This is a genomic window from uncultured Roseovarius sp. (assembly GCF_913057115.1).
Taxonomy (GTDB): domain Bacteria; phylum Pseudomonadota; class Alphaproteobacteria; order Rhodobacterales; family Rhodobacteraceae; genus Roseovarius.
Genome location: NZ_CAJXNN010000007.1, coordinates 1 through 25857, shown reverse-complemented (window position 1 = coordinate 25857; position 25857 = coordinate 1). Strand labels below are relative to the sequence as shown.

The 25857-nt window shown below is 60.3% G+C and carries 37 protein-coding genes; 3 read left to right on the top strand and 34 right to left on the bottom strand.

The genetic code is table 11. From position 1 onward, the window contains the following. Positions 1 to 241: 241 nt before the first annotated feature. The 11 genes from QZ498_RS04720 to QZ498_RS04670 all read right to left on the bottom strand — a co-directional run bounded on the left by QZ498_RS04720 (position 242) and on the right by QZ498_RS04670 (position 11536). Positions 242 to 1852 carry an ABC transporter substrate-binding protein gene (locus QZ498_RS04720; RefSeq protein ID WP_294620581.1) on the bottom strand — a complete coding sequence of 537 codons (1611 nt, stop codon included), beginning with the start codon at positions 1850 to 1852 and terminating at the stop codon, positions 242 to 244. A gap of 315 nt (positions 1853 to 2167) precedes the next feature. Beyond that, positions 2168 to 3475 (bottom strand): replication-associated recombination protein A, encoded by a 1308-nt coding sequence (locus QZ498_RS04715; RefSeq protein WP_294620580.1) that lies wholly within the window; start codon positions 3473 to 3475, stop codon positions 2168 to 2170. 3 nt (positions 3476 to 3478) lie between these two features. Beyond that, positions 3479 to 4858, bottom strand: a complete 1380-nt coding sequence (locus tag QZ498_RS04710; RefSeq protein ID WP_294620579.1) for a trypsin-like peptidase domain-containing protein — start codon at positions 4856 to 4858, stop codon at positions 3479 to 3481. A gap of 123 nt (positions 4859 to 4981) precedes the next feature. Further along, on the bottom strand, positions 4982 to 5407 hold the full coding sequence (gene rplQ / locus QZ498_RS04705) for a 50S ribosomal protein L17 (protein WP_294620578.1): 426 nt from the start codon (positions 5405 to 5407) through the stop codon (positions 4982 to 4984). Positions 5408 to 5590: 183 nt separating this feature from the next. Further along, entirely contained in the window at positions 5591 to 6607 is a 1017-nt protein-coding gene (locus QZ498_RS04700) for a DNA-directed RNA polymerase subunit alpha (RefSeq protein WP_294620577.1), read from the bottom strand. A gap of 113 nt (positions 6608 to 6720) precedes the next feature. Next, positions 6721 to 7110 carry a 30S ribosomal protein S11 gene (gene rpsK / locus QZ498_RS04695; protein ID WP_294620576.1) on the bottom strand — a complete coding sequence of 130 codons (390 nt, stop codon included), beginning with the start codon at positions 7108 to 7110 and terminating at the stop codon, positions 6721 to 6723. A 15-nt stretch (positions 7111 to 7125) separates the two neighbouring features. After that, positions 7126 to 7494, bottom strand: a complete 369-nt coding sequence (gene rpsM / locus QZ498_RS04690; protein ID WP_294620575.1) for a 30S ribosomal protein S13 — start codon at positions 7492 to 7494, stop codon at positions 7126 to 7128. A gap of 770 nt (positions 7495 to 8264) precedes the next feature. Then, positions 8265 to 8843 (bottom strand): adenylate kinase, encoded by a 579-nt coding sequence (locus QZ498_RS04685; protein ID WP_294620574.1) that lies wholly within the window; start codon positions 8841 to 8843, stop codon positions 8265 to 8267. Continuing rightward, positions 8840 to 10210, bottom strand: a complete 1371-nt coding sequence (gene secY, locus QZ498_RS04680) for a preprotein translocase subunit SecY (RefSeq protein ID WP_294620573.1) — start codon at positions 10208 to 10210, stop codon at positions 8840 to 8842. Before secY ends, QZ498_RS04685 begins: the two co-directional genes overlap by 4 nt. A gap of 111 nt (positions 10211 to 10321) precedes the next feature. Further along, positions 10322 to 10795 (bottom strand): 50S ribosomal protein L15, encoded by a 474-nt coding sequence (gene rplO, locus QZ498_RS04675; RefSeq protein WP_294620572.1) that lies wholly within the window; start codon positions 10793 to 10795, stop codon positions 10322 to 10324. A gap of 135 nt (positions 10796 to 10930) precedes the next feature. Beyond that, the gene (locus QZ498_RS04670) at positions 10931 to 11536 is read right to left on the bottom strand and encodes a dimethylsulfonioproprionate lyase family protein (RefSeq protein WP_294620571.1); all 606 of its coding nucleotides are present in this window, start codon (positions 11534 to 11536) and stop codon (positions 10931 to 10933) included. Between QZ498_RS04670 and QZ498_RS04665 the strand changes: the two genes are divergently transcribed. Next, positions 11535 to 12344 carry a VWA domain-containing protein gene (locus QZ498_RS04665; protein ID WP_294620570.1) on the top strand — a complete coding sequence of 270 codons (810 nt, stop codon included), beginning with the start codon at positions 11535 to 11537 and terminating at the stop codon, positions 12342 to 12344. The two genes, QZ498_RS04670 and QZ498_RS04665, sit on opposite strands and share 2 nt — an antisense overlap. 324 nt (positions 12345 to 12668) lie before the next feature. Here the strand turns inward: QZ498_RS04665 and rpmD are convergent, their stop codons facing one another. From rpmD to QZ498_RS04600, 13 genes are all read right to left on the bottom strand, one after another. Further along, on the bottom strand, positions 12669 to 12857 hold the full coding sequence (rpmD, locus tag QZ498_RS04660) for a 50S ribosomal protein L30 (RefSeq protein ID WP_069301454.1): 189 nt from the start codon (positions 12855 to 12857) through the stop codon (positions 12669 to 12671). 12 nt (positions 12858 to 12869) lie between these two features. Then, complete coding sequence (gene rpsE / locus QZ498_RS04655) at positions 12870 to 13433, bottom strand: 30S ribosomal protein S5 (protein ID WP_294620569.1); 564 nt, start codon at positions 13431 to 13433, stop codon at positions 12870 to 12872. A 120-nt stretch (positions 13434 to 13553) separates the two neighbouring features. Further along, positions 13554 to 13913: a 50S ribosomal protein L18 gene (gene rplR, locus QZ498_RS04650; RefSeq protein ID WP_294620568.1), complete on the bottom strand. Its 360-nt coding sequence runs from the start codon at positions 13911 to 13913 to the stop codon at positions 13554 to 13556. 12 nt (positions 13914 to 13925) lie between these two features. Next, the gene (rplF, locus tag QZ498_RS04645; RefSeq protein WP_294620567.1) at positions 13926 to 14459 is read right to left on the bottom strand and encodes a 50S ribosomal protein L6; all 534 of its coding nucleotides are present in this window, start codon (positions 14457 to 14459) and stop codon (positions 13926 to 13928) included. Between the two features lie 12 nt (positions 14460 to 14471). Continuing rightward, complete coding sequence (rpsH, locus tag QZ498_RS04640) at positions 14472 to 14864, bottom strand: 30S ribosomal protein S8 (RefSeq protein ID WP_294620566.1); 393 nt, start codon at positions 14862 to 14864, stop codon at positions 14472 to 14474. Between the two features lie 13 nt (positions 14865 to 14877). Then, positions 14878 to 15183 (bottom strand): 30S ribosomal protein S14, encoded by a 306-nt coding sequence (gene rpsN / locus QZ498_RS04635; RefSeq protein WP_294620565.1) that lies wholly within the window; start codon positions 15181 to 15183, stop codon positions 14878 to 14880. A gap of 18 nt (positions 15184 to 15201) precedes the next feature. After that, positions 15202 to 15765 carry a 50S ribosomal protein L5 gene (rplE, locus tag QZ498_RS04630; protein ID WP_294620564.1) on the bottom strand — a complete coding sequence of 188 codons (564 nt, stop codon included), beginning with the start codon at positions 15763 to 15765 and terminating at the stop codon, positions 15202 to 15204. After that, entirely contained in the window at positions 15758 to 16069 is a 312-nt protein-coding gene (rplX, locus tag QZ498_RS04625; protein ID WP_294620563.1) for a 50S ribosomal protein L24, read from the bottom strand. The genes rplE and rplX overlap by 8 nt, the downstream gene beginning before the upstream one ends. A 1-nt stretch (position 16070) precedes the next feature. Further along, the gene (gene rplN, locus QZ498_RS04620; protein WP_008757934.1) at positions 16071 to 16439 is read right to left on the bottom strand and encodes a 50S ribosomal protein L14; all 369 of its coding nucleotides are present in this window, start codon (positions 16437 to 16439) and stop codon (positions 16071 to 16073) included. A 152-nt stretch (positions 16440 to 16591) separates the two neighbouring features. Next, positions 16592 to 16822, bottom strand: coding sequence for a 30S ribosomal protein S17 (rpsQ, locus tag QZ498_RS04615; protein ID WP_154152111.1), 231 nt, complete (start codon positions 16820 to 16822; stop codon positions 16592 to 16594). 15 nt (positions 16823 to 16837) lie between these two features. Then, on the bottom strand, positions 16838 to 17044 hold the full coding sequence (rpmC, locus tag QZ498_RS04610; protein ID WP_154152109.1) for a 50S ribosomal protein L29: 207 nt from the start codon (positions 17042 to 17044) through the stop codon (positions 16838 to 16840). Between the two features lie 197 nt (positions 17045 to 17241). Continuing rightward, positions 17242 to 17727: a bacterioferritin gene (locus tag QZ498_RS04605; protein WP_294620562.1), complete on the bottom strand. Its 486-nt coding sequence runs from the start codon at positions 17725 to 17727 to the stop codon at positions 17242 to 17244. Between the two features lie 112 nt (positions 17728 to 17839). Beyond that, the gene (locus QZ498_RS04600) at positions 17840 to 18460 is read right to left on the bottom strand and encodes a 2OG-Fe(II) oxygenase family protein (RefSeq protein ID WP_294620561.1); all 621 of its coding nucleotides are present in this window, start codon (positions 18458 to 18460) and stop codon (positions 17840 to 17842) included. Between the two features lie 146 nt (positions 18461 to 18606). Between QZ498_RS04600 and QZ498_RS04595 the strand changes: the two genes are divergently transcribed. Continuing rightward, a complete protein-coding gene (locus QZ498_RS04595; RefSeq protein WP_294620560.1) occupies positions 18607 to 19254 on the top strand; it encodes a hypothetical protein in 648 nt (215 codons plus the stop codon). A gap of 508 nt (positions 19255 to 19762) precedes the next feature. On the opposite strand, the gene rplP is transcribed toward QZ498_RS04595, so the two are convergent. From rplP to rplB, 5 genes are read right to left on the bottom strand one after another with little or no spacing between them, the layout of a single operon-like run. Further along, on the bottom strand, positions 19763 to 20176 hold the full coding sequence (gene rplP, locus QZ498_RS04590) for a 50S ribosomal protein L16 (protein ID WP_154152103.1): 414 nt from the start codon (positions 20174 to 20176) through the stop codon (positions 19763 to 19765). Between the two features lie 13 nt (positions 20177 to 20189). Next, positions 20190 to 20897 carry a 30S ribosomal protein S3 gene (gene rpsC, locus QZ498_RS04585; protein ID WP_294620559.1) on the bottom strand — a complete coding sequence of 236 codons (708 nt, stop codon included), beginning with the start codon at positions 20895 to 20897 and terminating at the stop codon, positions 20190 to 20192. After that, a complete protein-coding gene (gene rplV, locus QZ498_RS04580; RefSeq protein WP_294620558.1) occupies positions 20897 to 21277 on the bottom strand; it encodes a 50S ribosomal protein L22 in 381 nt (126 codons plus the stop codon). The genes rpsC and rplV overlap by 1 nt, the downstream gene beginning before the upstream one ends. A gap of 3 nt (positions 21278 to 21280) precedes the next feature. Continuing rightward, positions 21281 to 21559 carry a 30S ribosomal protein S19 gene (gene rpsS, locus QZ498_RS04575; protein WP_294620557.1) on the bottom strand — a complete coding sequence of 93 codons (279 nt, stop codon included), beginning with the start codon at positions 21557 to 21559 and terminating at the stop codon, positions 21281 to 21283. A gap of 3 nt (positions 21560 to 21562) precedes the next feature. Beyond that, positions 21563 to 22405, bottom strand: coding sequence for a 50S ribosomal protein L2 (gene rplB / locus QZ498_RS04570; RefSeq protein ID WP_294620556.1), 843 nt, complete (start codon positions 22403 to 22405; stop codon positions 21563 to 21565). Positions 22406 to 23068: 663 nt separating this feature from the next. On the opposite strand from rplB, the gene QZ498_RS04565 reads away from it, so the two are divergent. Beyond that, entirely contained in the window at positions 23069 to 23422 is a 354-nt protein-coding gene (locus QZ498_RS04565; protein ID WP_294620555.1) for a phasin family protein, read from the top strand. A gap of 105 nt (positions 23423 to 23527) precedes the next feature. Here the strand turns inward: QZ498_RS04565 and QZ498_RS04560 are convergent, their stop codons facing one another. The 5 genes from QZ498_RS04560 to QZ498_RS04540 all read right to left on the bottom strand — a co-directional run. After that, on the bottom strand, positions 23528 to 23824 hold the full coding sequence (locus QZ498_RS04560; RefSeq protein WP_294620554.1) for a 50S ribosomal protein L23: 297 nt from the start codon (positions 23822 to 23824) through the stop codon (positions 23528 to 23530). Next, the gene (gene rplD, locus QZ498_RS04555) at positions 23821 to 24438 is read right to left on the bottom strand and encodes a 50S ribosomal protein L4 (RefSeq protein WP_294620553.1); all 618 of its coding nucleotides are present in this window, start codon (positions 24436 to 24438) and stop codon (positions 23821 to 23823) included. The genes QZ498_RS04560 and rplD overlap by 4 nt, the downstream gene beginning before the upstream one ends. Further along, positions 24435 to 25277, bottom strand: coding sequence for a 50S ribosomal protein L3 (rplC, locus tag QZ498_RS04550; protein WP_294620552.1), 843 nt, complete (start codon positions 25275 to 25277; stop codon positions 24435 to 24437). The genes rplD and rplC overlap by 4 nt, the downstream gene beginning before the upstream one ends. Positions 25278 to 25289: 12 nt before the next feature. Then, the gene (rpsJ, locus tag QZ498_RS04545) at positions 25290 to 25598 is read right to left on the bottom strand and encodes a 30S ribosomal protein S10 (RefSeq protein WP_057795293.1); all 309 of its coding nucleotides are present in this window, start codon (positions 25596 to 25598) and stop codon (positions 25290 to 25292) included. A gap of 172 nt (positions 25599 to 25770) precedes the next feature. Further along, positions 25771 to 25857 (bottom strand): hypothetical protein (locus QZ498_RS04540; RefSeq protein ID WP_206020970.1); only part of this gene is annotated, 87 nt, incomplete at its 5' end.

Genomic DNA, 25857 nt, shown 5'->3' with positions numbered 1-25857 from the left:
CACAATGTGAGTGTTCTGAAACCGACACTGGATTATCAAAACACGAAATCCGAAGCACTTCTACCCTTTACTTGCTGCGTTCAAAGCGAATTTTGATCTAGCGGGCGCATCGGTGGCGATTGACAACAAACCCGAGCGAAGCTGCGAAACTGCCAAGCAAATGTCCGAATGCGGCCCTGAAACGTCGGCTGCTCCACCCCGGCGGCATCAGCGCCGGGATGGATGATTTTCAGACAACGGATCAGGACGAGAACCACCAGCGGCTTGGCGCGCGGGCACCGTCCAGTTCCCAGCTTGCCGCGAGGCTTTCGCCGCGCATCACATTGCTACGGCGCGCATAGACGAAGTTGTTGAACATCGGGATGATCGTGCCGCCATCGTCGCGGGCAAGCATCGCCATTTCGCGGTACATCTCGGCGCGCAAGCTGTCGTCGAGTTCCGACTTGGCCTGTAGCAGCAGCTCGTTGAACTTCTCGTTTTGCCAGCGGCTTTCGTTCCAGTCCGCGTCGGACTTGTAAGCAAGCGTATACATAACGTCCGGCGTAGGGCGCGCGCCCCAAGAAACCGCGCAGAACGGCTTTTTCAGCCAGACGTCGGAATAGTAGCCGTCGTTGGGCTCGCGTACGACATTGACGGTGATGCCGGCCTGCTTGGCCTGCTCGGCGTAAAGTACGCACATGTCAACGGCACCCGAGAACAGGCTGTCGGCTGTCGAGATGCTGACTGTGAGATCTTCCATCCCCGCCTTCTTCAGAAGCGATTTGGCCTGATCGGGGTCATATTCGCGCTGCGGTATGTCCTCGGGCCAATATGGCTGGGCCGGCGAATGGTGGAAGTCGTTGCCGATGGTGGCCGCGCCGAAGGCGATCTTCTCGATGATCTCGTTGCGGTCGATGGACAGCTTGAGCGCGTTGCGCACGTTGACATCGTCGAACGGTGCGGTGTCACAGAACATCGGCATGGTGATCGCGGCCGCCGAGGGTACGTTCTCCACGGCAATGTTGGGGTCGCGCTGCAACAGCGCCGAGGTCTTGATGTCGATCAGCGACACTGCGTCAACATCGCCGGTGACCAATGCAGTCTGGCGCGCGTTCGGGTCGTTGAGCACCAGCATCTCGACCTTGTCGAAGTAGGCTCCTTCGAGGTGCCAGCCGTCATGGCGGCTAAGTTTCCAGCCAACGCCCCACTCCCCTTGGTCGATCTTGTAGGGACCCGAGCCGTCACCAGATTGCCAGTTCATGCTGCCGTCGTCATTCGCCGGACAAATGGCAAGGTGGTAGTCGGTCAACAGCCAAGGAAGGTCGGCAATGCCGCTTTCCAGCGTCACGACAACCGTGTGATCACCATCAGCAGCCACATCGGTCACCGAAGACAGCAGAGCCTTGGCCGCCGAGGTCGACTCCTCACCACGGTGGTGATTGAGCGAGGCGACAACGTCTTTGGCCATTACAGGGTTGCCGCTGTGGAACGAGGCGTTCGGGTTGATCTCGAAGGTCCAGACCGAGGCATCCTCGTTGGCCGACCAGTCGCTTGCAAGATCAGGCCCGAGCGAGCCGTCAGGTTCGATCAACGTCAGATAGCTGCGGTATTGGTGGGCAAGATAGATCTGCTGGCGCGAGACATACTGGCCCGGGTCGTGGGTATCGGACGAGTTTCCGTCATGCATGCCCACTTTGAAAGTGCCACCGCGCTGTGGCTGCGCATGAGCCTGAGTGGTCCAGAGCCCAGTGGCGGCCGAAGCGGTCATGCCCGCCGCCATCGAGTAGTGCATAAACGACCGGCGCGAGATCTTGCCATTGCGGGCGGCATCCGCCAGCCGGTCGATGAGAATCTGATCTTTGACCTTTGTCATGTTGTATCCCTGTTGATTTGGTTTTGTTCGCTGCTTGGAGCCGTCAGCGCGTGACTCTTTGGAAAAGCTTCCCTTTCCTTTAGGTGGGCCGGCGGCCCAAATGCGACATACAAGTAACAAAACACGAAATCCGCCCGCCTTCTACCCTCTAGTTTGGCTATTCAATTTTTTTTTAACAATCCCCGGCAGATACAGGAAAGGTGCTGGTGAACCCTGCGAAAACAGCCTGCGGTGGGCATTCAGAGCGATTATGGCGTTGTCGCAAAACGACAGCCATACCACCTGGGGCTGTACGTCGGTCAAGCGCTCGCCGGATTATTGGCGCTTGGCGCGCAACTTGGCGAAATAGTCGAGTCGCTTCTTCAACTCTCGTTCGAAGCCCCGTTCGACGGGTTGGTAAAGTACCGGGCGCGACATGCCTTCGGGAAAATAATTTTGGCCGGAAAACCCATCTTCGGCGTCATGATCATAATCGTATCCCGCGCCATAGCCCTGCTCTTTCATCAGGGAGGTGGGTGCATTCAGGATGTGTTTGGGGGGCGGTTCACTTCCGGTTTTCTTAGCTTCGCGCATGGCCGCCTTGTAGGCCACGTAGCCGGCGTTGGACTTGGGCGCGAGGGCCAGATACGTTACCGCTTGGGCCAAGGCCAATTCACCTTCGGGGCTGCCAAGGCGCTCATAGGTTTCCCATGCGTGCAAGCAGACGGTTTGCGCCTGCGGGTCGGCTAGGCCGATATCCTCAACCGCCATGCGGGTGATCCGGCGGGCAAGATAGCGCGGGTCTTCGCCGCCGGTCAGCATACGCGCATACCAGTAGAGCGCTGCATCCGGATCGGACCCGCGCACCGATTTATGCAGCGCGGAAATCAGGTTGTAATGCTCATCCCCACCCTTGTCATATTTCGCCGCCCGCCGCATGAGGCGGGTGGTCAGGGCCTCGGTATCAAGTTTGCCATCCACCTGCCACGCCGCGACCTGTTCGATCAGGTTCAAGAGCGCGCGGCCATCGCCATCGGCCATTTCCAGAAGTGCCTCACGCGCCGGGCCGTCCAGCGGCAGGCTGCGGTCAAGCTCGGCCTCGGCGCGTTGCGCCATGCGCTCAAGGTCAGCCAAGGAAAGCCTTTCCAGAACAAGAACTTGCGAGCGGCTCAAAAGCGCGGCGTTCAACTCGAAACTGGGATTTTCCGTGGTCGCGCCCACCAGAAGGATGGTGCCATCCTCCATGTGCGGCAGGAACCCGTCTTGCTGTGCCTTGTTGAAACGGTGGATTTCGTCGACAAAAAGAAGCGTCCCCTGCCCGTTCGCACGGCGGTGCTTGGCCTGTTCAAAAACTTTCTTGAGGTCGGGCACTCCGGTGAAGATCGCGCTGATCTGCACGAAATGCATGTCGGTTTCATCGGCCAGAAGGCGGGCGATGGTGGTTTTGCCCACACCGGGCGGGCCCCAGAAAACAAGCGATGACAGGCTGCCCGATGACAGCATGACGCCAAGCGGAGCTTGCTGCCCCAGCACTTGCTCCTGCCCGATCACCTCCGACAGGGTTTTCGGGCGCAGGCGGTCAGCCAAGGGGCGTGGGGCGCTTTCAGGTATGGCGTCCGGGGCCTGATCGAAGAGGTCGCTCATCCGTTACAACCGGAAGCGCATGACCATGCGCCGTGTTCCACGTTGGACTTCCAAGGCAAGGCGGCCTCTGGTCTCTTCAAGAAGTTGCGCGGCATCGGCGCTATTCTTGGGGGATAAGTCATTGATAGACAGAATAATATCACCCGCTCGCAACCCTGCGCGCAGGCCCACTTGCCCCGGGTTGTCCACTACGACACCCTTCGCGTTGAACGACAGGTCATAGTCATCGATCACAGCCGGGTTGACGGTTGAAAGGGTGAGGCCGGGAATGGCCGATCGGCTGGAGGTTTGCAGTGTATCGCGGGGCGGGTCGTCAGGTGCGGCGATCAGCGGGAGCGAGATTTCCTCGGACTCACCGTCACGCCAGATATTCAAGGTGACGTCTTTTCCTATCCCTTTGACAGACATACGAAAAATCATTTCAGCCGGCGTGTTGACCGGCAAACCGTCCACGGTGGTAATCACATCGCCAGCCCCGATACCGGCCTCCGCGAAGGCACTTGCCGGATGGACTTGCGAGATGACGATGCCGCCGGGGCGATCAAGACCAAGGCCCTCGACCATATCGGCCATGACGGATTGACCGCTAAGACCCGCCCAAGGGCGCTTGAATTCCGTATGTCCGGCCTTGGCCTGTGCCACGAATTGGGCCACCAAGGCCGATGGAATGGCAAAACCAATGCCGTTGGAGCCGCCCGAGCGACTGAGGATTGATGTATTGATTCCAATGAGTTGACCATTCACATCCACCAAGGCGCCACCCGAATTGCCGGGGTTGATGGGGGCATCCGTCTGGATGAAATAACCTCGCGCGTTGCCGGTGGCTGTGCCCGAACGGGCGAGGCCGGAAACGATGCCGGAACTGACGGTTTGCCCCACACCGAAGGGGTTGCCGATCGCGAGAACCAGTTCACCCACCTCAACCGTATCGCTGTTGCGTAGATCGAGGGCCGGAAGGCGCGGGGCATCTTTCATCCGGAGGATGGCGAGATCGGATTCTTCGTCTGATAACAGGACCTTGGCTTCAAATTCCCGCCGGTCCTTGAGGACCACGCGAATATCCGTGGCCTCGCCCACCACATGGTAGTTCGACACCACGATACCGTCTTCGCTAAGGATCACGCCGGAGCCGAGCGAGTTTTGCACGCGCTGCTGCGGAACACCGAAGTTATTGAAAAGGTTTTGAAAAAACGGATCGCCTGCAAATGGACTGGAGCGGACATTAACGATCCGGCGGGCGTAGATGTTGACCACGGCGGGGGCGGCGCGTTTGACCACGGGCGTAAAGCCCATGGAAATCTCAGACTGAGATGCGGGCACACGGGTTTCGGCCCATGCCGGGGTGATGAGACCGATTGCGACGATGAGCAAGGCGCGGAGCATGAAACCCCCTTCAATTCCACGTCTCAAAGATATGCGAAGGCCGAAGGAAAAGTGCAACCGTAAAGAAAAGGCCCCCGCCAGATTGGCAGGGGCCGGTAGAAGAAACCTTTTGGTTTCAATACTTTATTCTTCGTCGGCCGCCGCTTCTTCGGCTTCGACGCGGGCGCGGTCAGCGGCACCCTTGGCGTCAACGTCACGGTCGACGAATTCGATGATGGCCATCGGGGCCATGTCGCCGTAGCGGAAGCCGGCCTTCAGGACGCGGACATAGCCGCCTTGGCGTTCGGCGTAGCGCGGGCCGATGACGTCGAAGAGTTTTGCGACGTGCTTGTCCTGCTTGAGCTGGGCCGCAGCCTGACGACGGGCGTGAATATCGCCGCGTTTTCCGAGGGTTACCAGCTTTTCGATGACCCGGCGAAGCTCTTTTGCCTTGGGCAGGGTCGTCTTGATTTGTTCGTGTTCGATGAGCGAACCGGCCATGTTGGCCCAGAGGGCCTTGCGGTGTTCGTGGGTACGGTTGAGGCGGCGATAGCCTTTTGCGTGACGCATTTTTCTAGTCCTTTACAGTGTTTTGCTTTGTCTGGCCGATGATGCGTGTCACCGACTCTCCTTGGGGCAGGTGCCCGGGGTGAGTTTTGTACGAGTCGTACGTTTTGTACGTGAGTTTCGTACGAAACTCGGGGGTGCCGCGGGCCGGATCGTACGAGTCGTACGAAACGGCCCACGAAATGCTTAGAACTGGTCTTCGTATTTCTTGGCCAGATCTTCGATATTGTCGGGCGGCCAGTCTTCGACATCCATGCCGAGGTGCAGACCCATGCCCGAGAGAACCTCTTTGATCTCGTTGAGCGACTTGCGGCCGAAGTTCGGAGTGCGGAGCATCTCGGCTTCGGTTTTCTGGATCAGGTCGCCGATGTAAACGATGTTGTCGTTCTTCAGGCAGTTTGCCGACCGGACCGAAAGCTCCAGCTCGTCCACTTTCTTGAGAAGCAGCGGGTTGAACTCGAGGCCTTCGTCTTCGTCCTGACGACCAGCCGATTCCGGCTCGTCAAAGTTGACGAAGATCGACAGTTGATCTTGCAGGATGCGGGCGGCGAAGGCCACGGCATCATCCGGCGAGATCGAGCCATCGGTTTCAACCTTCATGGTCAGCTTGTCATAATCCAGAACCTGGCCCTCACGGGTGGGCTGGACATCGTAGCTGACCTTGTTGACCGGCGAATAGATCGCATCCACGGGGATCAGGCCAATGGGCGCATCCTCGGGCTTGTTCTTGTCGGCGGCAACATAGCCTTTGCCGGTGCCAACGGTCAGTTCCATGTAAAGGTCGGCGCCTTCGTCGAGGTGGCAGATCACGTGATCCTTGTTCAGGATCTCGATCCCCGCGCTGTCGGCGATGTCGCCGGCGGTCACTTCGCCCGGACCCTTGGCATTGATCGACAGGCGCTTGGGCCCTTCGACGTCCATGCGCAGGGCAACACCCTTGAGGTTCAGCACGATGTCGGTGACATCTTCGCGGACACCCGCGACGCTGGAAAACTCGTGCAGGACGTTGTCGATTTGCACGCTGGTGATGGCGGCACCTTGCAGCGAGCTGAGCAGCACGCGACGCAAAGCGTTGCCGAGCGTCAGGCCAAAGCCGCGCTCAAGGGGTTCTGCCACGACTGTGGCTTGGCGGAGCGGGTCATTGCCCGGCTTCACCTCAAGCTGGGTCGGCTTGATCAATTCGGCCCAATTCTTGTGGATCATGTGGTCCCTCCATTCCTGTCCCGGCCCCATGTCCGAAGGTCCGGAACGCCCGAGGTTTAAAACGACGGATTGGGGCCGCGAAAAAGATGCGGCCCCAACCTGAAAAATAGTGCTTAGACCCGGCGGCGTTTCGGCGGGCGGCAGCCATTGTGCGCCATCGGCGTGACGTCACGGATCGAAGTGATGTTGAAGCCGACAGCCGCCAGCGCGCGGAGCGCCGACTCACGGCCCGAACCGGGCCCTTGGACTTCGACCTCAAGGGTCTTCATGCCATGTTCCTGAGCCTTGCGGCCCGCGTCTTCGGCGGCCATCTGGGCGGCGTAGGGAGTCGACTTGCGCGAGCCCTTGAAGCCCATGGTGCCAGCCGACGACCACGAGATGGCGTTGCCTTGCACGTCCGAGATCAGGATCTTGGTGTTGTTGAACGACGAGTTCACATGAGCAACGCCAGTGGCGATGTTCTTGGAGACCTTGCGTTTGGTGCGACGGGTATCACGTGCCATTGTTCAATGCCCTCCTTATTTCTTCTTGCCGGCGATGGGTTTCGCCGGGCCCTTGCGGGTGCGGGCATTGGTATGGGTACGCTGACCGCGAACCGGCAGGTTACGGCGGTGGCGCAGGCCACGGTAGGAGCCAAGGTCCATCAGGCGCTTGATGTTCATTTGAACTTCACGACGCAGGTCACCTTCAACGGTGTAGTTGCTGTCGATGTGCTCACGCAGGGCCACGGCTTCGGTGTCGCTAAGCTCATTGACCCGGCGGGTGGGGTCGATGCCCGTTGCTTCGCAGATGGCCTTGGCCGAAGAATGGCCAATTCCGGTGATATAGGTGAGGGCAATCGGGACCCGTTTGGCAGTGGGAAGATTTACGCCGGCGATACGTGCCACGTGTCATATCCTTTCGTTGCGGTTCCGTAACTCCAGAACCTTTTTTCACAACGTAGGCCCGAGGCGTAAGCGTCGGGCCGCAGCTGAATTTCAGGTGATCGATTCACTTTCGGACGGGCCGATAGGGAATCATTTACTCAATCGAGATAGGGGTGGTTAGGCGCAAAAGGCGGGAGCGTCAACCCCATTCATTTAGAACCTCACCTTTAACCTTAAGAACAAGTTGACACCCCGGATTTGACTAGTTCAATCCACTCCGGCCCTAAAAAGTCTCGCGCATTTACGGCGTTCGCAAAGCCTCGTTCGTTTGCTCTGAACATGCGCACTGCAAGATCTCGGCTATGATCTCCCAGCACCAGTGGACCACCACCTGTGAACGTAGTATTTGAACTGCCGTAAACCGTATTTCCAACACCATTGTATGTTGAAGTAGTGTAGGCTCCTGTTGGCGCTGTCTGAACAACTCTTACGTTGTCACTGGACTGAGCACCCTTAATAACAAACCCATCGTACCCAGCACGTATCGTTTCAACCGCAGCCATCTTGGCTGCCACCTTCGCTGCACCGGATTGGCCACACACCGGCGCAGCGCTAGTGTTGAGGATAAACTCATTCTTCGAGACTGGTGTAACAGAACTTGAGGCGCATCCCGCTAACAACAAGGCTGCCCATACGAATATCAACTGCTTCACGTCCCTCTCCCCAATTAGTACTAGTTTTGACGGACGATGTCATAAGACATTAATGAGTCAAGTCTTGTCTCGGACAATTTACGAACCCAAAGCCTCCGCGATGGCGCCCGAAACCTCATCGATCGCGCCCAAACCGTCAACGCTTTGGAGCTGTCCCTTGGCATGGTAATAGCCAATGAGCGGAGCGGTTTTCTTGTAGTATTCCATCAAGCGGTGTTTGACGCTTTCCTCGTTGTCATCGGCGCGCACCGGCTTGCCTGCGGCGCGGGCCTCTTCGGCGCGGCCAACGATGCGCTTGACGAGCGTATCGTCATCGACGCGCATTTCGATCACCGCGTCGAGGGTCTCGCCCTGTTCGGCCAGAAGATCGGCCAGCGCGTCGGCCTGAGCCAGTGTGCGGGGGAAGCCATCAAAGATGAACCCACCCTGTTTGTCGCCTTGCAGTTTCTCGCGAATGAGGCCGATCACGATCTCGTCGGTGACAAGGTCACCGCGCGCCATGACATCGGCCACGATATTACCCATCTCGGTGCCGCTGTCCTTGGCCTCGCGCAGCATGTCGCCGGTGGAAAGCTGGATCATGTTGCGTGAATCGACCAGTTTCTGGGCCTGGGTGCCCTTACCCGCGCCCGGCGGTCCGAGAAGAATAATATTCATTTGCGTCCTGTCCCTTTTCTGCGAGCGCGCTTTTTGCCCTTACCTTTGCCGCCCAGCTGCGATTTCTCGATCAGGCCCTCGTATTGGTGGGCAAGCAGGTGTGATTGAACCTGCTGGATGGTGTCCATGGTCACCGAGACCACGATGAGGACCGAGGTGCCGCCAAAATAGAAAGGAATGGCGAATTGGCTACGCAGAACTTCGGGCAGGAGACAAACTGCCGCAAGGTAACCCGAGCCGAGCACCAGAACCCGCGCCACCACGTAGTCGAGGTATTCGGCGGTTTTCTTGCCGGGGCGGACACCGGGCACAAAGCCGTTCTGCTTTTTCAGGTTGTCGGCCACATCGTCGGGTTTGAAGGCGACGTTGTAGGTGTAGAAGTAGGCGAAAAAGATGATCATGACCGCGAAGAACAGCAGGTAAAGCGGCTGTCCGGGGCCGAAGTAGGCCATGATGGTCGACATCAGCGGGCTGGTTTCATTGCCCGAGAAGGTGCTGATTGTGGCGGGGAGCAAGAGCAGCGAGGAGGCGAAGATTGCCGGGATGACGCCTGCGGGGTTCACCTTGACCGGCAGGTGCGAGGTGCCGCCGTCATAGACCTTCATGCCCACCTGGCGGCGGGGGTATTGGATATGGATCTTGCGCAGGGACCGTTCCATGAAGACCACGAAAGCGATCACGGCGATGACCATGACGATCACGCCGATGATCACGGCGGGCGAGATGGCGCCCGAGCGGCCTTGGCTGAAGAACTGTGCAAGGGCCGCGGGGACCTCGGCGATGATGCCGACGAAGATGATCAGCGAGATGCCGTTGCCGACGCCGCGTGCGGTGATCTGTTCGCCCAGCCACATCAGGAACATGGTGCCGCCCACGAGGGTGATCATGCAGCTTGCGATGAAGAAGAAGCCCGGATTGGTGACCAGGTCGCCCGATTGCAGGGACGCCGCCAGCCCGTAGGATTGCAGCGTGGCAAGAAACACCGTGCCGTAGCGGGTATACTGGTTGATCTTCTTGCGGCCCTGCTCGCCTTCTTTCTTGAGTTGCTCAAGCGCGGGAACCATGGCCGTCATCAGCTGCACGATGATCGAGGCCGAGATATAGGGCATGATGCCAAGGGCGAAGATGCCCATGCGGCCAAGCGCGCCACCGGTGAACATCGACAGCATCCCGCCGATCGAGGATTGCGCGCCTTCCATGAATTCACGCAATTCGGCGCCGTCGATACCGGGCACCGGGATATAGGTGCCAAGCCGGTAGACGATCAGCAGACCAAGCGTAAAGAGGATGCGGTTGCGAAGATCGGTGGCCTTGCCAAGCGCGGACCAACTGGTGTTGGCGGCCATTTGTTCTGCTGCAGATACCATGCGCGGGTCTCTTCCTTGAACGGAAACGCCGCCTCAAGCCGTTTTCCGGCCCAGGCGGCGTTTGGGAAAACTTAAGGTTATGTAAGCGGCGCGAGCGCCGCTCACAACCTGTTATTCAGCCGCCTGCGCGGTTGTGACTTTCAGTGAGCCACCCGCCTTTTCGACAGCTTCGACAGCGGATTTCGATGCGCCGGTCACTTCGATGTTGAGTTTGGCCGTCACGTCGCCCTTTGCCAGAACGCGCACACCGTCGAGTTTGCGGCGCACGAGGCCCGCGTCAAGCAGCGCGTCTTCGGTGATCGCCGATTTTGCGTCCAGCTTGCCCGCATCGACGAATTTCTGGATCAGGCCAAGGTTCACCACGGCGAATTTCTTGCGGTTGGGTTTGGTAAAGCCGCGCTTGGGAAGGCGCTGATAGATCGGCATCTGGCCGCCTTCAAAACCCTTGATGGCCACGCCTGAGCGGGATTTTTGACCTTTGAGACCACGGCCACCGGTTTTGCCCATGCCCGAGCCCGGGCCACGGCCAATGCGTTTGCGGCGTTTGGTTGCGCCGGGATTGTCGTGCAGTTCGTTCAGTTTCATGTCGCTTCTCCTAAAGCCGGATGTGACCCCCGAAGCGTGATGGGGCCAACCACGGCGTTTCTTGGTATGTCGAGTCGTGGCACGGGGTGCCACCCGCGGGCGTATAGACGGGTTGGCCGCCCCGTTCAAGAGGGTCTATGCGCCGAGGCTGTCCGCCCAGAGCAGCCAGAAGGCGAAAAGCGGCGCATCGCCGCTGCGCATGGCGTGGCGAATGCCCGGCGTGTTGTAGAAGCTGCCCCCCTGCCCTGGTGTGAACCAGTCGCTATCACCGTGCTGAAACTCGCCTTCGGTCAGCACAAGGTAGGTTTCCTCGGGCGGGTGGGTATGCTCGGGGTAGCGCACATGCGGGGCCAGAAGGGAGGCCCCAAGCCAGACATCGCCACGCCGTTCCAGCCCGCCGGGGCCGGTGATCAGGGTATTGGCGTGGCCCTCTGCGATATTGTCGCTTGCCGCCGTCATGTCGCCCGCGCGGCGGCGCCATGTGAGGTTGGGTTCAAGGGCGTTGAAGGCCTTGAGCACCTCTGCGAGGTCCGGCGCTTTCATGCGGGCGGGATCGGCTGCGGTTTGCAAATGAGTGCAAACCGGCAGGCGGGCGCCTTGGGCCTTTGACATTTCGCCGGGGGTGGCAAGGGCCTTGGCGCAGCGGGCGATGGAGGCTTGCGCGCGGGGGTCATCGGCGCGCTGTGCGAAACTCGTGAGGGCGGCATCAAGGAAGCTCTGTAAGGCGGCGGGGCGGGTCATGCGCGGGGCTCCGGCGGTTTGGTTTTGGCATGCTGCCCCGCTCTTGGGGGTGGTGCAAGAGGCGGCGCTTGCTTTTGCCGGTTTGGCGGGGTGTGATGGGGCTATGCGGACCGCCTTATCCCTTATGTTGTCCTGCGCGCTGGCCAACCCGGTTTCGGCGCTGGGGTGTGCGCGGGATGCGATGTTGGTGTTCGATGGGTCGGCCTCGATGGCCGAAGTGGGGTATGACCCTAACGCCCCCACCCGGATTGACGAGGCGCGCGCCGCCCTGCGCCAGGCCATGCCCCGGATCGCGCCGGTGCGGCGGGTGGGGCTTTTGACCTATGGGCCGGGGGGCGCGGATAGCTGTGGCGGGATTGCATTGCAATTTGCCCCGCGTGCGGATGCGGGCGAGGCCGTGGTGGGTGCGGTTGAGGGGCTGCGGCCCGGGGGGCTGACGCCCTTGGCCGAGTCGGTGGCAGCGGCGGTGGAGGTCTTGGGCCATGAGGGGATCGTGGTGCTGGTGACCGATGGCAATGAGACCTGTGGCGGGAGGCCTTGTGCCTTGGGCGCGGGTTTGGCGGCGGAGCGGCCGGGGATCACTGTGCATGTGATTGGCTTCCGCGTGACCTATGACCCCTTTTCATGGAACAGCCCCGAGGCGGAGGGTTATGACGGCAAGACCGTGGCCAAGTGCCTGTCGGACCGGACAGGTGGCTTATACGTGGACACCCAGACGGTGGAGGAACTGGCCGAAGCGCTGGAGGTGACCTTGGGCTGTACGGTGGTGGGGCGTGGGCCTGAGCGGGGTGTGCGGGGCGCAGGGTGAGGTGAGGCCCCGGGGCGGGTGTTTGGATGACGTAGAGCCGCACCAAAGGCGACGCGCGCGGCGGCGTTTGGGACGTGTGGTAGTTGGTGCTTTATGGTTGCCAAGTCCGAATGACCTTGCGCAGTGCACTGCAGTGGCAAAAAAGCCGCCGCGTGGGGGCGCGTCGGCTTTGGCGCGGCGGCGCTGCACGCCTTGATTCCGCGCCGGTCTAGGTTTCAACACCGTTACAAAGAAAACGCCCCGGCCAATTCTGACCGGGGCGCTGTAGTCTTGGCGGCGGAAACTTTCAAAGTTTCCGGACCGTTTTCTTTTCAAGAAAACGGCTTAGCCCTTTTCTTCGATGATCTCGACCATATGCGGGATCTTGGCGATCATGCCGCGCACGGCTGGGGTGTCTTCCAGCTCGCGGGTCTTGTGCATCTTGTTGAGGCCCAGCCCGATCAGCGTCTGGCGCTGTTTCTCGGGGCGGCGGATCGGCGAGCCGATTTGTTTGACGACGATAGTCTTGGCCATGGGTCGCTCTCCTTACGCTTGCGCGGATTCTTTGGCCGGTGCGTCATCCTTTTTGAGGATGTCGGCGACCTTCTTGCCGCGGCGCTGTGCCACGAGGCGCGGGCTGGACTGGAATTGCAGCGCGTCGAGGGTGGCGTGGATCATCGCGTAGGGGTTCTGCGACCCGGTCGATTTCGCCACGACGTCTTGCACGCCCAGCATCTCGAAAACGGCACGCATCGGACCACCGGCGATGATACCGGTACCCTGCGGGGCGGTCCGCATGACGATTTTGCCGGCGCCGTGACGGCCGAAGCCATCGTGGTGCAGGGTGCGGCCCTCTTTCAGGGGCACACGGATCATCTTGCGCTTGGCCTGTTCGGTGGCTTTGCGGATCGCCTCGGGCACCTCTTTGGCTTTGCCTTTGCCGAAGCCGACGCGGCCTTTTTGATCGCCGACAACCACGAGAGCGGCGAAGCCGAAGCGCTTACCACCTTTCACGGTTTTCGACACACGGTTGATCGCGACGAGGCGATCTGCGAATTCCGGCGCTTCGTCGCGATCGCGACCTCCACGGCGGTTGTCATCTCTTGCCATTTGGCATCCTTTCCATGCGGCACCCTGCGGCACCATTCCGTTTGTCTCAATCACTGGTGTCGCGGCTGGCCGCCGCGACCCTGATCATCGAGGGGGCCAACTGAGCCGGCCCCCTGCACCTTAGATTTTCAGACCGCCTTCGCGGGCTGCCTCGGCCACGGCCTTGATGCGGCCATGAAAGAGGAAACCACCACGGTCGAACTGTGCCTCGGTGATGCCGGCCTTCTTGGCGCGCTCGGCGATCGTGCTGCCGATTTTCGCGGCGGCTTCGAGGTTGTTCTTGCCTTGCAGCCCCAGATCTTTTTCCAGCGTCGAGGCCGAGGCCAGAGTGACGCCGTTGACATCGTCGATGATCTGAACGCTGAGGTTCTTCGAAGAGCGGTGCACGCTGAGGCGCGGACGCCCTGCGTTGACCTTGCGGAGTTTGTTCCGAACGCGCAGGCGGCGTTTTTGGAACAGTTTTCTTTTGCTGTTTGCCATCTGTCGCGTCCCTTACTTCTTCTTGCCTTCCTTCTGGAAGATGTACTCGCCCTTGTAACGGATCCCTTTGCCTTTGTAGGGCTCGGGGCGGCGCCAGTCGCGGATGTTTGCCGCGACTTGACCGACGAGTTGCTTGTCATAGCCTTCAATCACCAGTTCGGTGGGCTTGGGGGCTGTGACAGTCACACCTTCCGGAACCTCGAAATCCACGTCGTGGCTGAGGCCGAGGTTGAGCTTCACGATGTTACCCTGAATCTGGGCGCGGTAACCCACGCCCTGGATTTCGAGCTCTTTCTTGAAGGGCTCACTGGAGCCGTGAACGAGGTTCGCGATGATGGTGCGGGTCATCCCCCACTGCTGGCGCGCGCGCTTTGATTTGCCGCGCGGCTCAACCGTCACCTGGCCATCGTCGATGGTGATGGTGACGTCATCGGTCGCGGTGAAGGTTTTGGTGGCCTTGGGCCCCTTCACTTCGATGGTCTGGCCGCTGAGCGAGGCGGTTACGCCATCGGGCAGGGCCACTGGTTGTTTACCGATACGAGACATGGTCAGGCCTCCTTAGAATACGGTGCAAAGCACTTCGCCACCGACGTTGGCAGCGCGTGCGGATGCGTCCGACATCACACCCTTGGGGGTGGAGACAATCGACACGCCCAGGCCCTGACGGACCGACGGGATGTCATTGACGCTCGCATAGACGCGACGACCGGGCTTGGAGACCCGTTTCATTTCGCGAATGGCGGGGGCGCCTTCGAAGTACTTCAGGCTGATTTCCAGGGCCGGGTGACCGTTTTCGCCGGTCACTTTTTCATAGCCGCGGATGTAACCTTCGTCCGCCAGCACGTCCAGAACCCATGCGCGCAGCTTGGAGGCCGGGCATGAAACGGTGGACTTGCCACGCATGGCTGCGTTGCGGATCCGGGTGAGCATATCGCCGATAGGATCGTTCATCTAATCGTCCTCCTTACCAGCTCGATTTCACCATGCCGGGAGCTTGGCCATTCGAGCCAAGTTCGCGCAGGGCGATCCGCGACACTTTGAGTTTACGGTAGTAAGCATGCGGACGACCCGTCAGCTGGCAGCGGTTGTGCAACCGGGTGGCCGAGCTGTTGCGCGGCAGTTCCGCCAGCTTCAGGGAGGCGCGGAAACGCTCTTCCATCGGCTTGCTTTCGTCATTGATGATCTCTTTGAGAGCGGCCCGCTTGGCGGCGTATTTCGCAACCAGGCGCTGACGCTTCTTCTCGCGTTCGATCATTGCTTTCTTAGCCATATCAAATTCCTCCCGCGATCAGCTGTTGAAGGGCATGTTGAAGTGCTTCAACAGCGCCTTGGCTTCAGCGTCGGTTTGCGCCGTGGTGGCGATAATGATGTCCATGCCCCAGACCTCGTCGACCTTGTCGAAGTTGATCTCGGGGAACACGATGTGTTCCTTGATGCCCATGGCATAGTTGCCGCGGCCATCGAAGGATTTGCCCGACACGCCGCGGAAGTCGCGGATACGGGGCATTGCAATCGTGATCAGACGATCGAGGAATTCGTACATGCGGTCACCGCGCAGGGTCACCTTGGCACCGAGCGGCATGTCTTCACGAACGCGGAAACCGGCGATCGAGTTCTTTGCCTTGGTCACGACGGCCTGTTGACCGGCGATCATGGTCAGGTCTTCCTGAGCCGATTTGGCTTTCTTGGAGTCTTTGACCGCTTCGGCCCCGCAACCGATGTTCAGGACGATCTTGTCCAGGCGCGGGATCTGCATGTCGTTGGTATAGCCGAACTCTTCTTTCAGCGCCGCTTTGATGGTGTCGCGGAACTGCTGACGCAGACGCGGGGTGTAATTTGCAGTATCAAGCATCGATCACGTCCCCCGTGGTCTTGGCGAAACGCACTTTCTTGTCGCCTTCGATCTTGAAGCCAACGCGGGTGGGTTTGCCGTTTTTGTCAACGAACGCCAGGTTGCTGAGGTCAATCGGCAGGGCCTTGGGCAGGCGGCCGCCTTGGCTGTTCTGGCTTTGACGGGTGTGGCGGATGGCCATGTTGATGCCTTCGACCACGGCTTTGCCGGCTTTGGGGTCAACGGAGGCGATGGTGCCTTCCTTGCCTTTGTCCTTACCGGCCAGAACGACGACCTTGTCGCCTTTTTTCAGTTTAGCAGCCATCTTACAGCACCTCCGGGGCGAGCGAGATGATTTTCATGAAGTTCTTGCCGCGCAACTCGCGAACCACCGGCCCGAAGATACGGGTGCCGACCGGCTCGTTGTTGTTGTTGAGGATCACGGCGGCGTTGCGATCAAAACGGATCGCGGTGCCGTCTTCACGACGCACTTCTTTGGCGGTGCGCACGACGACGGCCTTGCGGACGTCGCCTTTTTTCACGCGGCCGCGCGGGATGGCTTCTTTCACCGAGACGACAATGATGTCGCCGACGGAGGCGTATTTACGCTTGGAGCCACCCAGGACCTTGATGCACTGAACTCGGCGTGCGCCGGAGTTGTCAGCAACATCCAGATTGGTCTGCATCTGGATCATTTGGTTTCTCCCGACCTTTGGGGCCGCCTTGCAGTCAGGCCATGGACCCCAGGGTTTCGATTAAGCTGTTGAGTGTGGTTATCGTCACGCCCGCTCATCAGTCCTTGCGGCCTTCTTCGCGAAGAAAGCCATCAGGCTTGATGAGCGCCCGATCAGGCTTCCAGCACCTCCCAGCGTTTGGTCTTCGATTTCGGAGCGCATTCGATGATGCGCACGCGATCACCCACTTTGTAGGCGTTCTTCTCATCGTGAGCCCGGTACTTTTTGGACTTACGGATGGTTTTCTTCAGAACCGGGTGCGTGAAGCGGCGTTCGACCGAAACGGTTACGGTTTGGGCGTTGGCGTCGCTGGTCACGGTGCCTTGAAGGATACGTTTGGGCATAACTCAAGGCCTCCCTTATTCTGCGTCAGCCGCGGAGGCGGCTTTTTCGTTGAGGATGGTGAGAACGCGGGCCGCGTTGCGGCGCACGGTTTTCATCCGGGCGGGGTTTTCCAGCTGCCCCGTGGCAGCCTGAAAGCGCAGGTTGAACTGCTCTTTCTTCAGCTCGGTCAGCTGCTCGCGCAGCTGATCGGGCGTCTTGTCTCTCAGCTCTTGGGCGTTCATCGCCTTTTCCTTTCTCAAAACACCAGTGGGCCCCTGTCGGTTGGTACAGGGTGACCTGAGACCTGGTGGATGAATTGCAACACAACACGAATCCCCCGACGCGCGGGGGAGACATGGATTGGCGCTCTATAAGCGAGGTGCAGGGCTAGGGCAAGGGGGAGTTTGAGGTAAACCCCGCCTTGCCCTGAGAACTGTCGTTATTCGCCTTCGGCCTCACCTGCCGAGACGTATTTGGACGCATACCGCTCTTCGCCCAAGCGATCCAGCAGGCTGAGCTGTAGCTCTAGCCATTCGCGGTGCCCTTCTTCTTCGATGGCGATGGCTTCGAACAGGGCTTTGGAGGCCAGATCGTCCGCCTCATAGGCGGCCTTGGCGGCGCGGGTGTAAAAGGTGATCGCCTCCTTTTCGTCAGCCAGATCGCTTTCGAACATGTCGCGCAGGGATTTGGAAACCTTGGGCGTGGCGGCGAAGGCCATCTCGGGCGATCCGCCCAAGGCGAAGATACGCTCAAGAAAACGGTCGGCGTGGCCGTTTTCTTCTTCGAATTCGCCGCGCATTTGGCCAGCCAGTTTATCAAGCCCCCAGTCATCCAGAAGGTGACCGTGCAATTGATACTGGTGCGCGGCGGTCAGTTCCATTTGCAGCGCGGTATTGAGGTTTTTCAAAGTGGTTTCGTTCGACATTGAAATAGCTCCTTTGTTAACTCACCAAGGACCTATGCAGGGTGGCGCTGTTTTGAACCCCAAACACATTAATTTTTTCATATGTGTTTGGCGGGGTGCCGAACCGTTGGGATCACTCCCACTTGTAGTTGAAGCTAACCGAAATCCGGTCGTCTTCTGACATGTTCATCGGCACTTCGTGGCGCAGCCAGCTTTCCCAGAGCAGCACATCGCCGACTTTCGGTTTTTCATAGGTGAAGGTTTGCAACTCCCGCCGCGCGCCCTTTTTGCGCGCGGGGGCGGCCATCATCCGGGCGGAGCGCGGGTCTTCGAGTTTCAGCGCGCTGGCCCCATCGGGCATCGACACATAGGTGGTGCCCGAAATCACCGAATGGGGGTGCAGGTGCGAGGAATGGGTGCCGCCTTCGGGCAGGATGTTGATCCAGATATCTTCGAGTTTCAACTCGCGCCCGTCGAGATCGAATTCCAGGTCTTCGGCAAAGGCCGCGACGTGTTTGTCCAGCGCCTCGACCAGATCGGCGAAGATCGGGAAGCGCCAGGGCAGATCGGTGAGCGAGGCATAGGAGGTGTAGCCGGGGTAGCCTTCGGTTTCGCACCATTCCTGCCCCGCCTCGTCATCCTCGGCGATGGAATAGCAGGAGGCCTCAAGCTCCTCCGCGTCGATGGCGGGGCCATGTTCGGAAAGCGCTGCGCGGTAAAGACGGGTGACGAAAAGGGAATCTATCTGTGCCATGGCCGCGTGATACCGCGCGTGGGGCCAAAGGCAAGGGAATCTTTAGGTCTTTGCGCCATACCCCGGTGAGAACGCACCAGAAAGGGGCATGGGCGATGCGATATATTTGGGCATGTTTGGTTTGCGTTATGGTGGCGAATTCGGGCATGGCAGAGCCCGCCACCAATAGCCTTTTTGCCGCACGGCAACCGCTTTTTGAAAAGCCCCAAGAGCCTGAAGGCGAGGTGCGTTTGGCCAGCCTATTTGTGGGTCAGGCGGACGGCGGGATGTTCGCCGCCCTGCCCGGTCGGCTGGACGCGCCAATGCGCCGGGGCGGCGGCAAGGCGGCGCGGCTGCATGATTTGATTGCCCGGGCTGAGGCGGGGCCGATGGGCTATGACGCGGTGCAACATGGCGCGCGGGTGAAACCGCCGAAACGCCCGACACGCATGACATTGGGCGAGATTTACGCGTGGATCAGGGCCACGCCGGGGCAGCCCCATGCCATCGGTCGGTATCAGTTCATCCCGGCCACCCTGCGCCATTCGGCGAAGCGATTGGACCTGCCGCCGGAAACCCGGTTCAGCCCGCAGGTGCAGGACCAGTTGGCGAATTTGCTGCTGGGTGATGCGGGGTTTGAGAAGGCGCAGGCCGGGGAGATTACGGCAGAGGCCTTCATGCTGAACCTTGCCAAGATCTGGGCCGGCCTGCCCCTGCCCTCGGGGCGGAGTTACTACGAGGGCTACGCGGGCAACAAGGCGACGATGGACTATGCCGTTTTTGCGCGCGAGGTGCGGGCGATTTTGGAGGGGTGAACCGAAAGCGGGAGCCGGAAGTATGGCGCGCTTTGCGGGAGGGAGCGGGCGGTTTAAATGACGTCCGTAGCCGCGCTGTCGACAGGCCGCGGCGCGGCGATCCGACCTGTCGAGCCTCTTGATTTATGTCTGCAACTGGCGCGCAATCTCGACACTCGGGCGCCAAGGGGCACCCAATCGCCGGGCCGTCACGCGAAAGGCGTGCCGTATATAGTCGGCGCCCCTTTTGGGGCGACGGGGTGGCGTCATGCCAAAGGCATGCTTCCAGCATGACCACGGCGCGGCGGCGCGGCGCGCCTTGATTCCGCGCCGTGGGATTATGCCACAGGATTTGCACTCAAAGGCGTTTGTGATGGTCTCCTCGCAGATAATGACCTTGGACAACCCTTCGCCCAAAGCAAAACCCCCGCCAGTTTCCTGACGGGGGTTTCCTTTTCTTCACCGGGGTGCGGCCGCAATTGACTGCGTCAATCGCTTACCCGCACCCGGCGTTCGCGAGCGAACGCCGTTACCAATCTTCCCGAACGACAACGCGGGTTTTGACCGGCAGTTTCATCGCGGCAAGGCGCAGGGCCTCCATGGCGACGCTGTCGGACACGCCGTCGATCTCGAACATCACGCGACCGGGCTTCACTTTGCAAACCCAACGGTCGACCGAGCCTTTACCTTTACCCATCCGAACCTCGATCGGCTTGGCGGTCACGGGGACATCCGGGAAGATCCGGATCCAGACGCGGCCCTGACGTTTCATGTGACGCGTCATGGCACGACGGGCGGCTTCGATCTGACGGGCGGTCACGCGCTCGGGTTGGGTGGCCTTGAGACCGTAGGACCCGAAGTTCAGATCCGACCCACCTTTGGCGAGGCCCTTGATGCGGCCCTTATGCTGCTTGCGGAACTTTGTACGCTTTGGTTGAAGCATTGTTCAGTCCTCCTTAGCGACGGCCGCCGGCGCCACGGGGCGCGGGACCATCCTGGAGCTCCTGGGCTTTGCGATCACGGGCCGACGGGTCGTGCTCCATGATCTCGCCTTTGAAGATCCACACCTTGATGCCGATGATACCGTAGGGCGTTTGCGCCTCGACATTGGCATAGTCGATATCGGCGCGCAGCGTGTGCAGGGGCACACTGCCCTCGTGGTAGTACTCGGTCCGCGCGATCTCGGCACCGCCAAGACGGCCCGCGACGTTCACACGGATGCCCAAGGCCCCCATGCGCATCGCGTTCTGCACGGCACGCTTCATCGCGCGGCGGAACGACACACGGCGCTCCAACTGTTGCGCGATGCTGTCACCGACCAGAGCGGCGTCCAGTTCGGGCTTGCGAACCTCGACGATGTTGAGGTGCAATTCGCTGTCGGTCATTTTCGCCAGCTTCTTGCGCAGGGTTTCGATATCGGCGCCTTTTTTGCCGATGATCACACCCGGGCGCGCGGTGTGGATCGTGACGCGGCACTTCTTGTGCGGACGTTCGATGATCACACGGCTGACGCCGGCCTGCTTGCACTCTTTGTGGATGAATTCCCGGATCGCGACGTCTTCGAGCAGAAGATCACCGTAATCCTTCGTATCGGCGTACCAGCGGCTGTCCCAGGTGCGGTTCACCTGCAGGCGCATGCCAATCGGATTGACTTTGTTACCCATTAGGCTTGCTCCTCAATTTGACGCACCTTGATGGTGAGTTCCGAGAACGGTTTGCGCAGCGCGCCGAACCGGCCACGGGCACGCGGACGACCGCGCTTCATGACAAGGTTCTTGCCGACATAGGCCTCGGCGACGATCAGTTCGTCGACATCCAGGTTGTGGTTGTTCTCAGCGTTGGCGATGGCCGACTGGAGGCACTTGCGCACATCCTCGGCGATCCGCTTTTGGCTGAAGGTCAGGTCATTCAATGCCTTGTCAACCTTCTTGCCACGGATCATCGCCGCCACAAGGTTGAGTTTCTGAGGGCTGGTGCGCAGCATGCGCAGCTTGGCCATCGCTTCGTTTTCCGCCACGCGGCGGGGATTTTTATCCTTACCCATGGCTTACTTCCTTTTGGCTTTTTTGTCGGCCGCGTGACCGTAGTAGGTCCGCGTCGGCGAGTATTCACCGAATTTCTGACCGATCATGTCTTCGGTCACGTTGACGGGGACGTGCTTGTGCCCGTTGTAGACGCCAAACGTCAGGCCCACGAATTGGGGCAGGATCGTCGAGCGACGCGACCAGATCTTGATGACTTCCTTGCGCCCGCTTTCGCGTGTTGCCTCGGCCTTTTTCAGGACGTAGGCATCAACGAAGGGGCCTTTCCATACAGAACGTGCCATGTGTTAGCGGCCCTTCTTCTTGGCGTGACGCGAGCGGATGATAAGCTTCTGCGACGCCTTGTTCTTGTTGCGGGTGCGCGCACCCTTCGTGGGCTTACCCCAGGGCGTGACCGGGTGACGACCACCCGAGGTCCGGCCCTCACCACCACCATGCGGGTGGTCGATCGGGTTCATCACGACACCACGGACCGACGGGCGGATGCCCTTGTGGCGCATACGACCGGCTTTACCGTAGTTCTGGTTGCTGTTGTCAGGGTTCGACACGGCACCGACGGTGGCCTTGCATTCCTGACGGACCATGCGCAACTCACCCGAGCTGAGGCGGATCTGGGCATAGCCACCGTCACGACCGACGAATTGGGCGTAGGTGCCCGCGGCGCGTGCGATCTGGCCACCCTTGCCGGGCTTCAGCTCGATGTTGTGAACGATTGTCCCGATGGGCATACCCGAGAAGGGCATGCAGTTGCCGGGCTTGATGTCGGCCTTGTTGGAGGCGAGCACCTTGTCGCCCACGGCCAGACGCTGAGGCGCGAGGATATAGGCCTGTTCGCCGTCCTCGTACTTGATCAGCGCGATGAAGGCGGTCCGGTTCGGATCGTACTCGATCCGCTCGACGGTGGCCGCCACATCGAATTTGTTGCGTTTGAAATCAACGATCCGGTAGAGGCGTTTAACCCCCCCGCCACGACGGCGAGATGTGATACGTCCGGTGTTGTTGCGACCGCCCGATTTGGTCAGACCCTCGGTGAGGGATTTGACCGGACGCCCTTTGTACAGCTCCGAACGGTCGATCAGCACCAGCCCGCGCTGGCCCGGCGTCGTCGGCTTATACGACTTGAGTGCCATGCTTTCTGTCTTCCGTTTGCTAACGGCAGGGCCCTGCCCCGCCTATGTAATAGCCCCCCGAAGGTGGCCGATGTATGAGGCCCCGTAGGTCCCCGGTTCTTGCTGTTCTTACGAACAAAAGCAGAGCCCCGGACGAATCCGGGGCACGGCGATGGGGTCTGATAGGGGAGCGGGCGGTGCGGGTCAAGGGGTTTGGCCCAGAAAACAATGGGTTTGCGCGGCATGTCGCAAGGCGAGACACCGCACGAGGGACGACGCGCGCAATGCCACGTATGTTCACCGTTTCGCCCGGGCTTGCCGCGGGCCGCGCCCCGTCGCGTGACAGGCGTTTGCAAGCAAACGCCGAGAATGGCCCCTCCCCCGGGCGGGCGCATGGGTGACGTCATGCGCCGAACCTCCGGTTTGACTAAGGCAGCCTCACTCCACGAATATCTGGCGCCAAGCCCTCCCAGCGTCGTGCACGGCCCTTCTTGTCTTGCCCTCGTCGCGGCTGACAAAGGCATTTCCCTTCGTTGCGGCGCCCCGGAACACCGAAGGCGGCGGCATGGCGCCTTTATCCGGGCTATTCAATCGAGATCAAAGCAGCGCCCCAGCACGCGTGGTAGATTCGATTCGATGGCGCTGATGGGCACAGGCCCGCGCCAAACAAATGGGAGAGGACCTATGGCGAAATCCAAAAAGACATACGAGGCCGCAACTGGCGGCCTGCCTGCAATGACCGCGGCCATGATGGTGGGCAATCCGGCGCTCGCCAAGGCTTGGACCGAGGTCATGACCGAAAGCGCGCGCTTTGTGTCCGAGCGCCTGCAACACGACTTTGAGACACAAAAGGTGATGATGGCCTGCAAGACCCCTGCCGAAGTCATGCAGGTGCAATCCGAGTTTTTCCGCAAGGCCATGCAGGACTACAGCGAGGAGGCGCAGCGGATGTATCAAATCATGACCGGTTCCGGCGAGGACGCCCTCAAACAGGCGAAGTCAGGCACCAAACGTGGGTATGACGACGTGCCGGTTTGAGTGGGCAGGTCGCCGCGAAGAGACGCGCCCTGAGTGCGTGCCACAAAAGAAAAACCCCGGCCACTTTCGCAGCCGGGGCTTACATTCATCATCCGCGAAGGCGAATTACAGGCCGGTCGTCACGTCGATGGTGTTGCCCTCTTCGAGGGTGACATAGGCCTTTTTCACGTCGTTGCGGCGGCCAAGCTGACCGCGGAAACGCTTTTGCTTGCCCTTGGTGATCGTGGTGTTGACCGCCTTGACCTTCACACCAAAGAGCGCCTCGATGGCTTCCTTGATCTGGGGTTTGTTGGCGTCCATGTGCACTTCGAAGACAACGGCGTTATGTTCCGACGCCATGGTGGCCTTCTCGGTGATCACCGGCTTGCGGATCACATCGTAGTGTTTGGCTTGTGCGCTCATTTCAGACGAGCCTCCAGTGCTTCGACACCCGCTTTGGTGATCACCAGAGTGTCACGCTTGAGGATGTCATAGACATTTGCGCCGACGCTGGGCAGCACGTCCAGACCGTCGATGTTGGCGGCGGCGCGGGCAAAGCCCTCGTTCACCTCAGCCCCATCGATGATCAGCGCGCGCTTCCAGCCCAGATCCTTGACCTGCTTGGCAAGGGTCTTGGTCTTGCCATCGGTCTCGGCGGTGTCGATCACCACCAGTTCACCGGCTTTCGCCTTGGCGCTCAGCGCGTGCTTGAGGCCAAGCTGGCGGACCTTCTTGGGCAGATCGTGGGCGTGGCTACGGGGCGTCGGGCCCTTGTAGATACCACCCTTGCGGAAGATCGGCGCGTTACGGTCGCCGTGGCGTGCGCCACCGGTGCCCTTCTGGCGGTAGATCTTCTTGGTCGAGTAGCTGGTTTCCGAGCGGGTCTTGACCTTGTGGGTGCCAGCCTGCGCCTTGTTGCGCTGCCAGCGGACCACGCGGTGCAGGATGTCGGCACGCGGTTCCAGGCCGAAGATGTCTTCGCCCAGATCGACCGAGCCGGCCTTGCCGCCGTCCAGTTTGATCACGTCGAGTTTCATTCTTCGCCTTCCTTCTTGTCAGCCTGAATATCGGCTTCTGCCTCTGCTTCGGCAGCGGCTTCCTGTGCGGCTTGCTCGGCAGCGGCGGCTTCGGCGGCAGCGGCTTCTTCGGCTGCGGCTTGGGCGGCGGCTTCCTCAGCTGCTTTTGCAGCTTCCTCAGCAGCGGATTTCAAAGCGGCGGGCAGGATCGCATTCTCGGGGAACGGTTTCTTGACCGCGTCTTTCACGGTGACCCAGCCACCCTTGGCACCCGGAACCGCACCCTTGACCATGATCAGGCCACGGTCGGCGTCGGTTTTGACGACCTGAAGGTTCTGTGTGGTCACGCGGGCCGCACCCATGTGGCCGGCCATTTTCTTGCCTTTGAAGACCTTGCCCGGGTCCTGACACTGACCGGTCGAGCCGTGCGAGCGGTGCGAGATCGAAACACCGTGGGTCATTTCCAGACCGCTGAAGTTGTGGCGCTTCATACCACCGGCAAAGCCTTTACCGATCGAGGTGCCGCAGACATCCACGAACTGACCTTCGAAGTAATGGTTGGCGGTGATCTCTTCACCCACGTTGATCAGGTTTTCCGGGTCAACGCGGAATTCGGCAACCTTGCGCTTGGGCTCGACCTTGGCGGTTGCGAAGTGACCGCGCATGGCTTTGCTGACACGCTTGGCCTTGGCCGAGCCTGCACCCAGCTGAACCGCCGAGTAGCCGTGATTTTCAGGCGTGCGCTGTGCGACCACCTGAAGTTTGTCCAGTTGAAGAACGGTGACAGGGACCTGCCGACCATCTTCCATGAAAAGCCGGGTCATGCCGACTTTTTTCGCGATAATACCAGAGCGCAACATCTCTTGCCCTCCTTAAACCGAAATCTGCACGTCGACACCGGCGGCGAGGTCGAGCTTCATCAGCGCGTCCACGGTCTGCGGCGTCGGATCAACGATGTCGAGAAGGCGCTTGTGCGTCCGGATCTCGAACTGATCGCGGGATTTCTTGTTCACGTGCGGGCCGCGCAGAACGGTGAACTTTTCGATCTTGTTGGGCAGCGGGATGGGCCCGCGCACGTCTGCACCGGTGCGTTTGGCGGTATTGACGATTTCCTGCGTGCTGGCGTCCAGAACGCGGTAGTCAAATGCCTTAAGCCGGATGCGAATATTTTGGCTTTGCATGTTAGTAGCCTTTCGCGGCGTTAAAGTTGATAGGAGGACGGCCGGACCATCCAGCCCCCCTCTTCGAACGGGTCCCGGGCTATCCGGGCAAATCCCGGACCAGTGGCCCGGGACTTGGCTTTCTTGTCATCTTGCCAGAGCGTTTCGCGGCGCGGGCGCCGCGAAGCCACCCTTACTCGATGATCTTCGACACGACGCCGGCGCCGACGGTGCGGCCGCCTTCGCGGATGGCGAAGCGCAGACCGTCTTCCATGGCGAT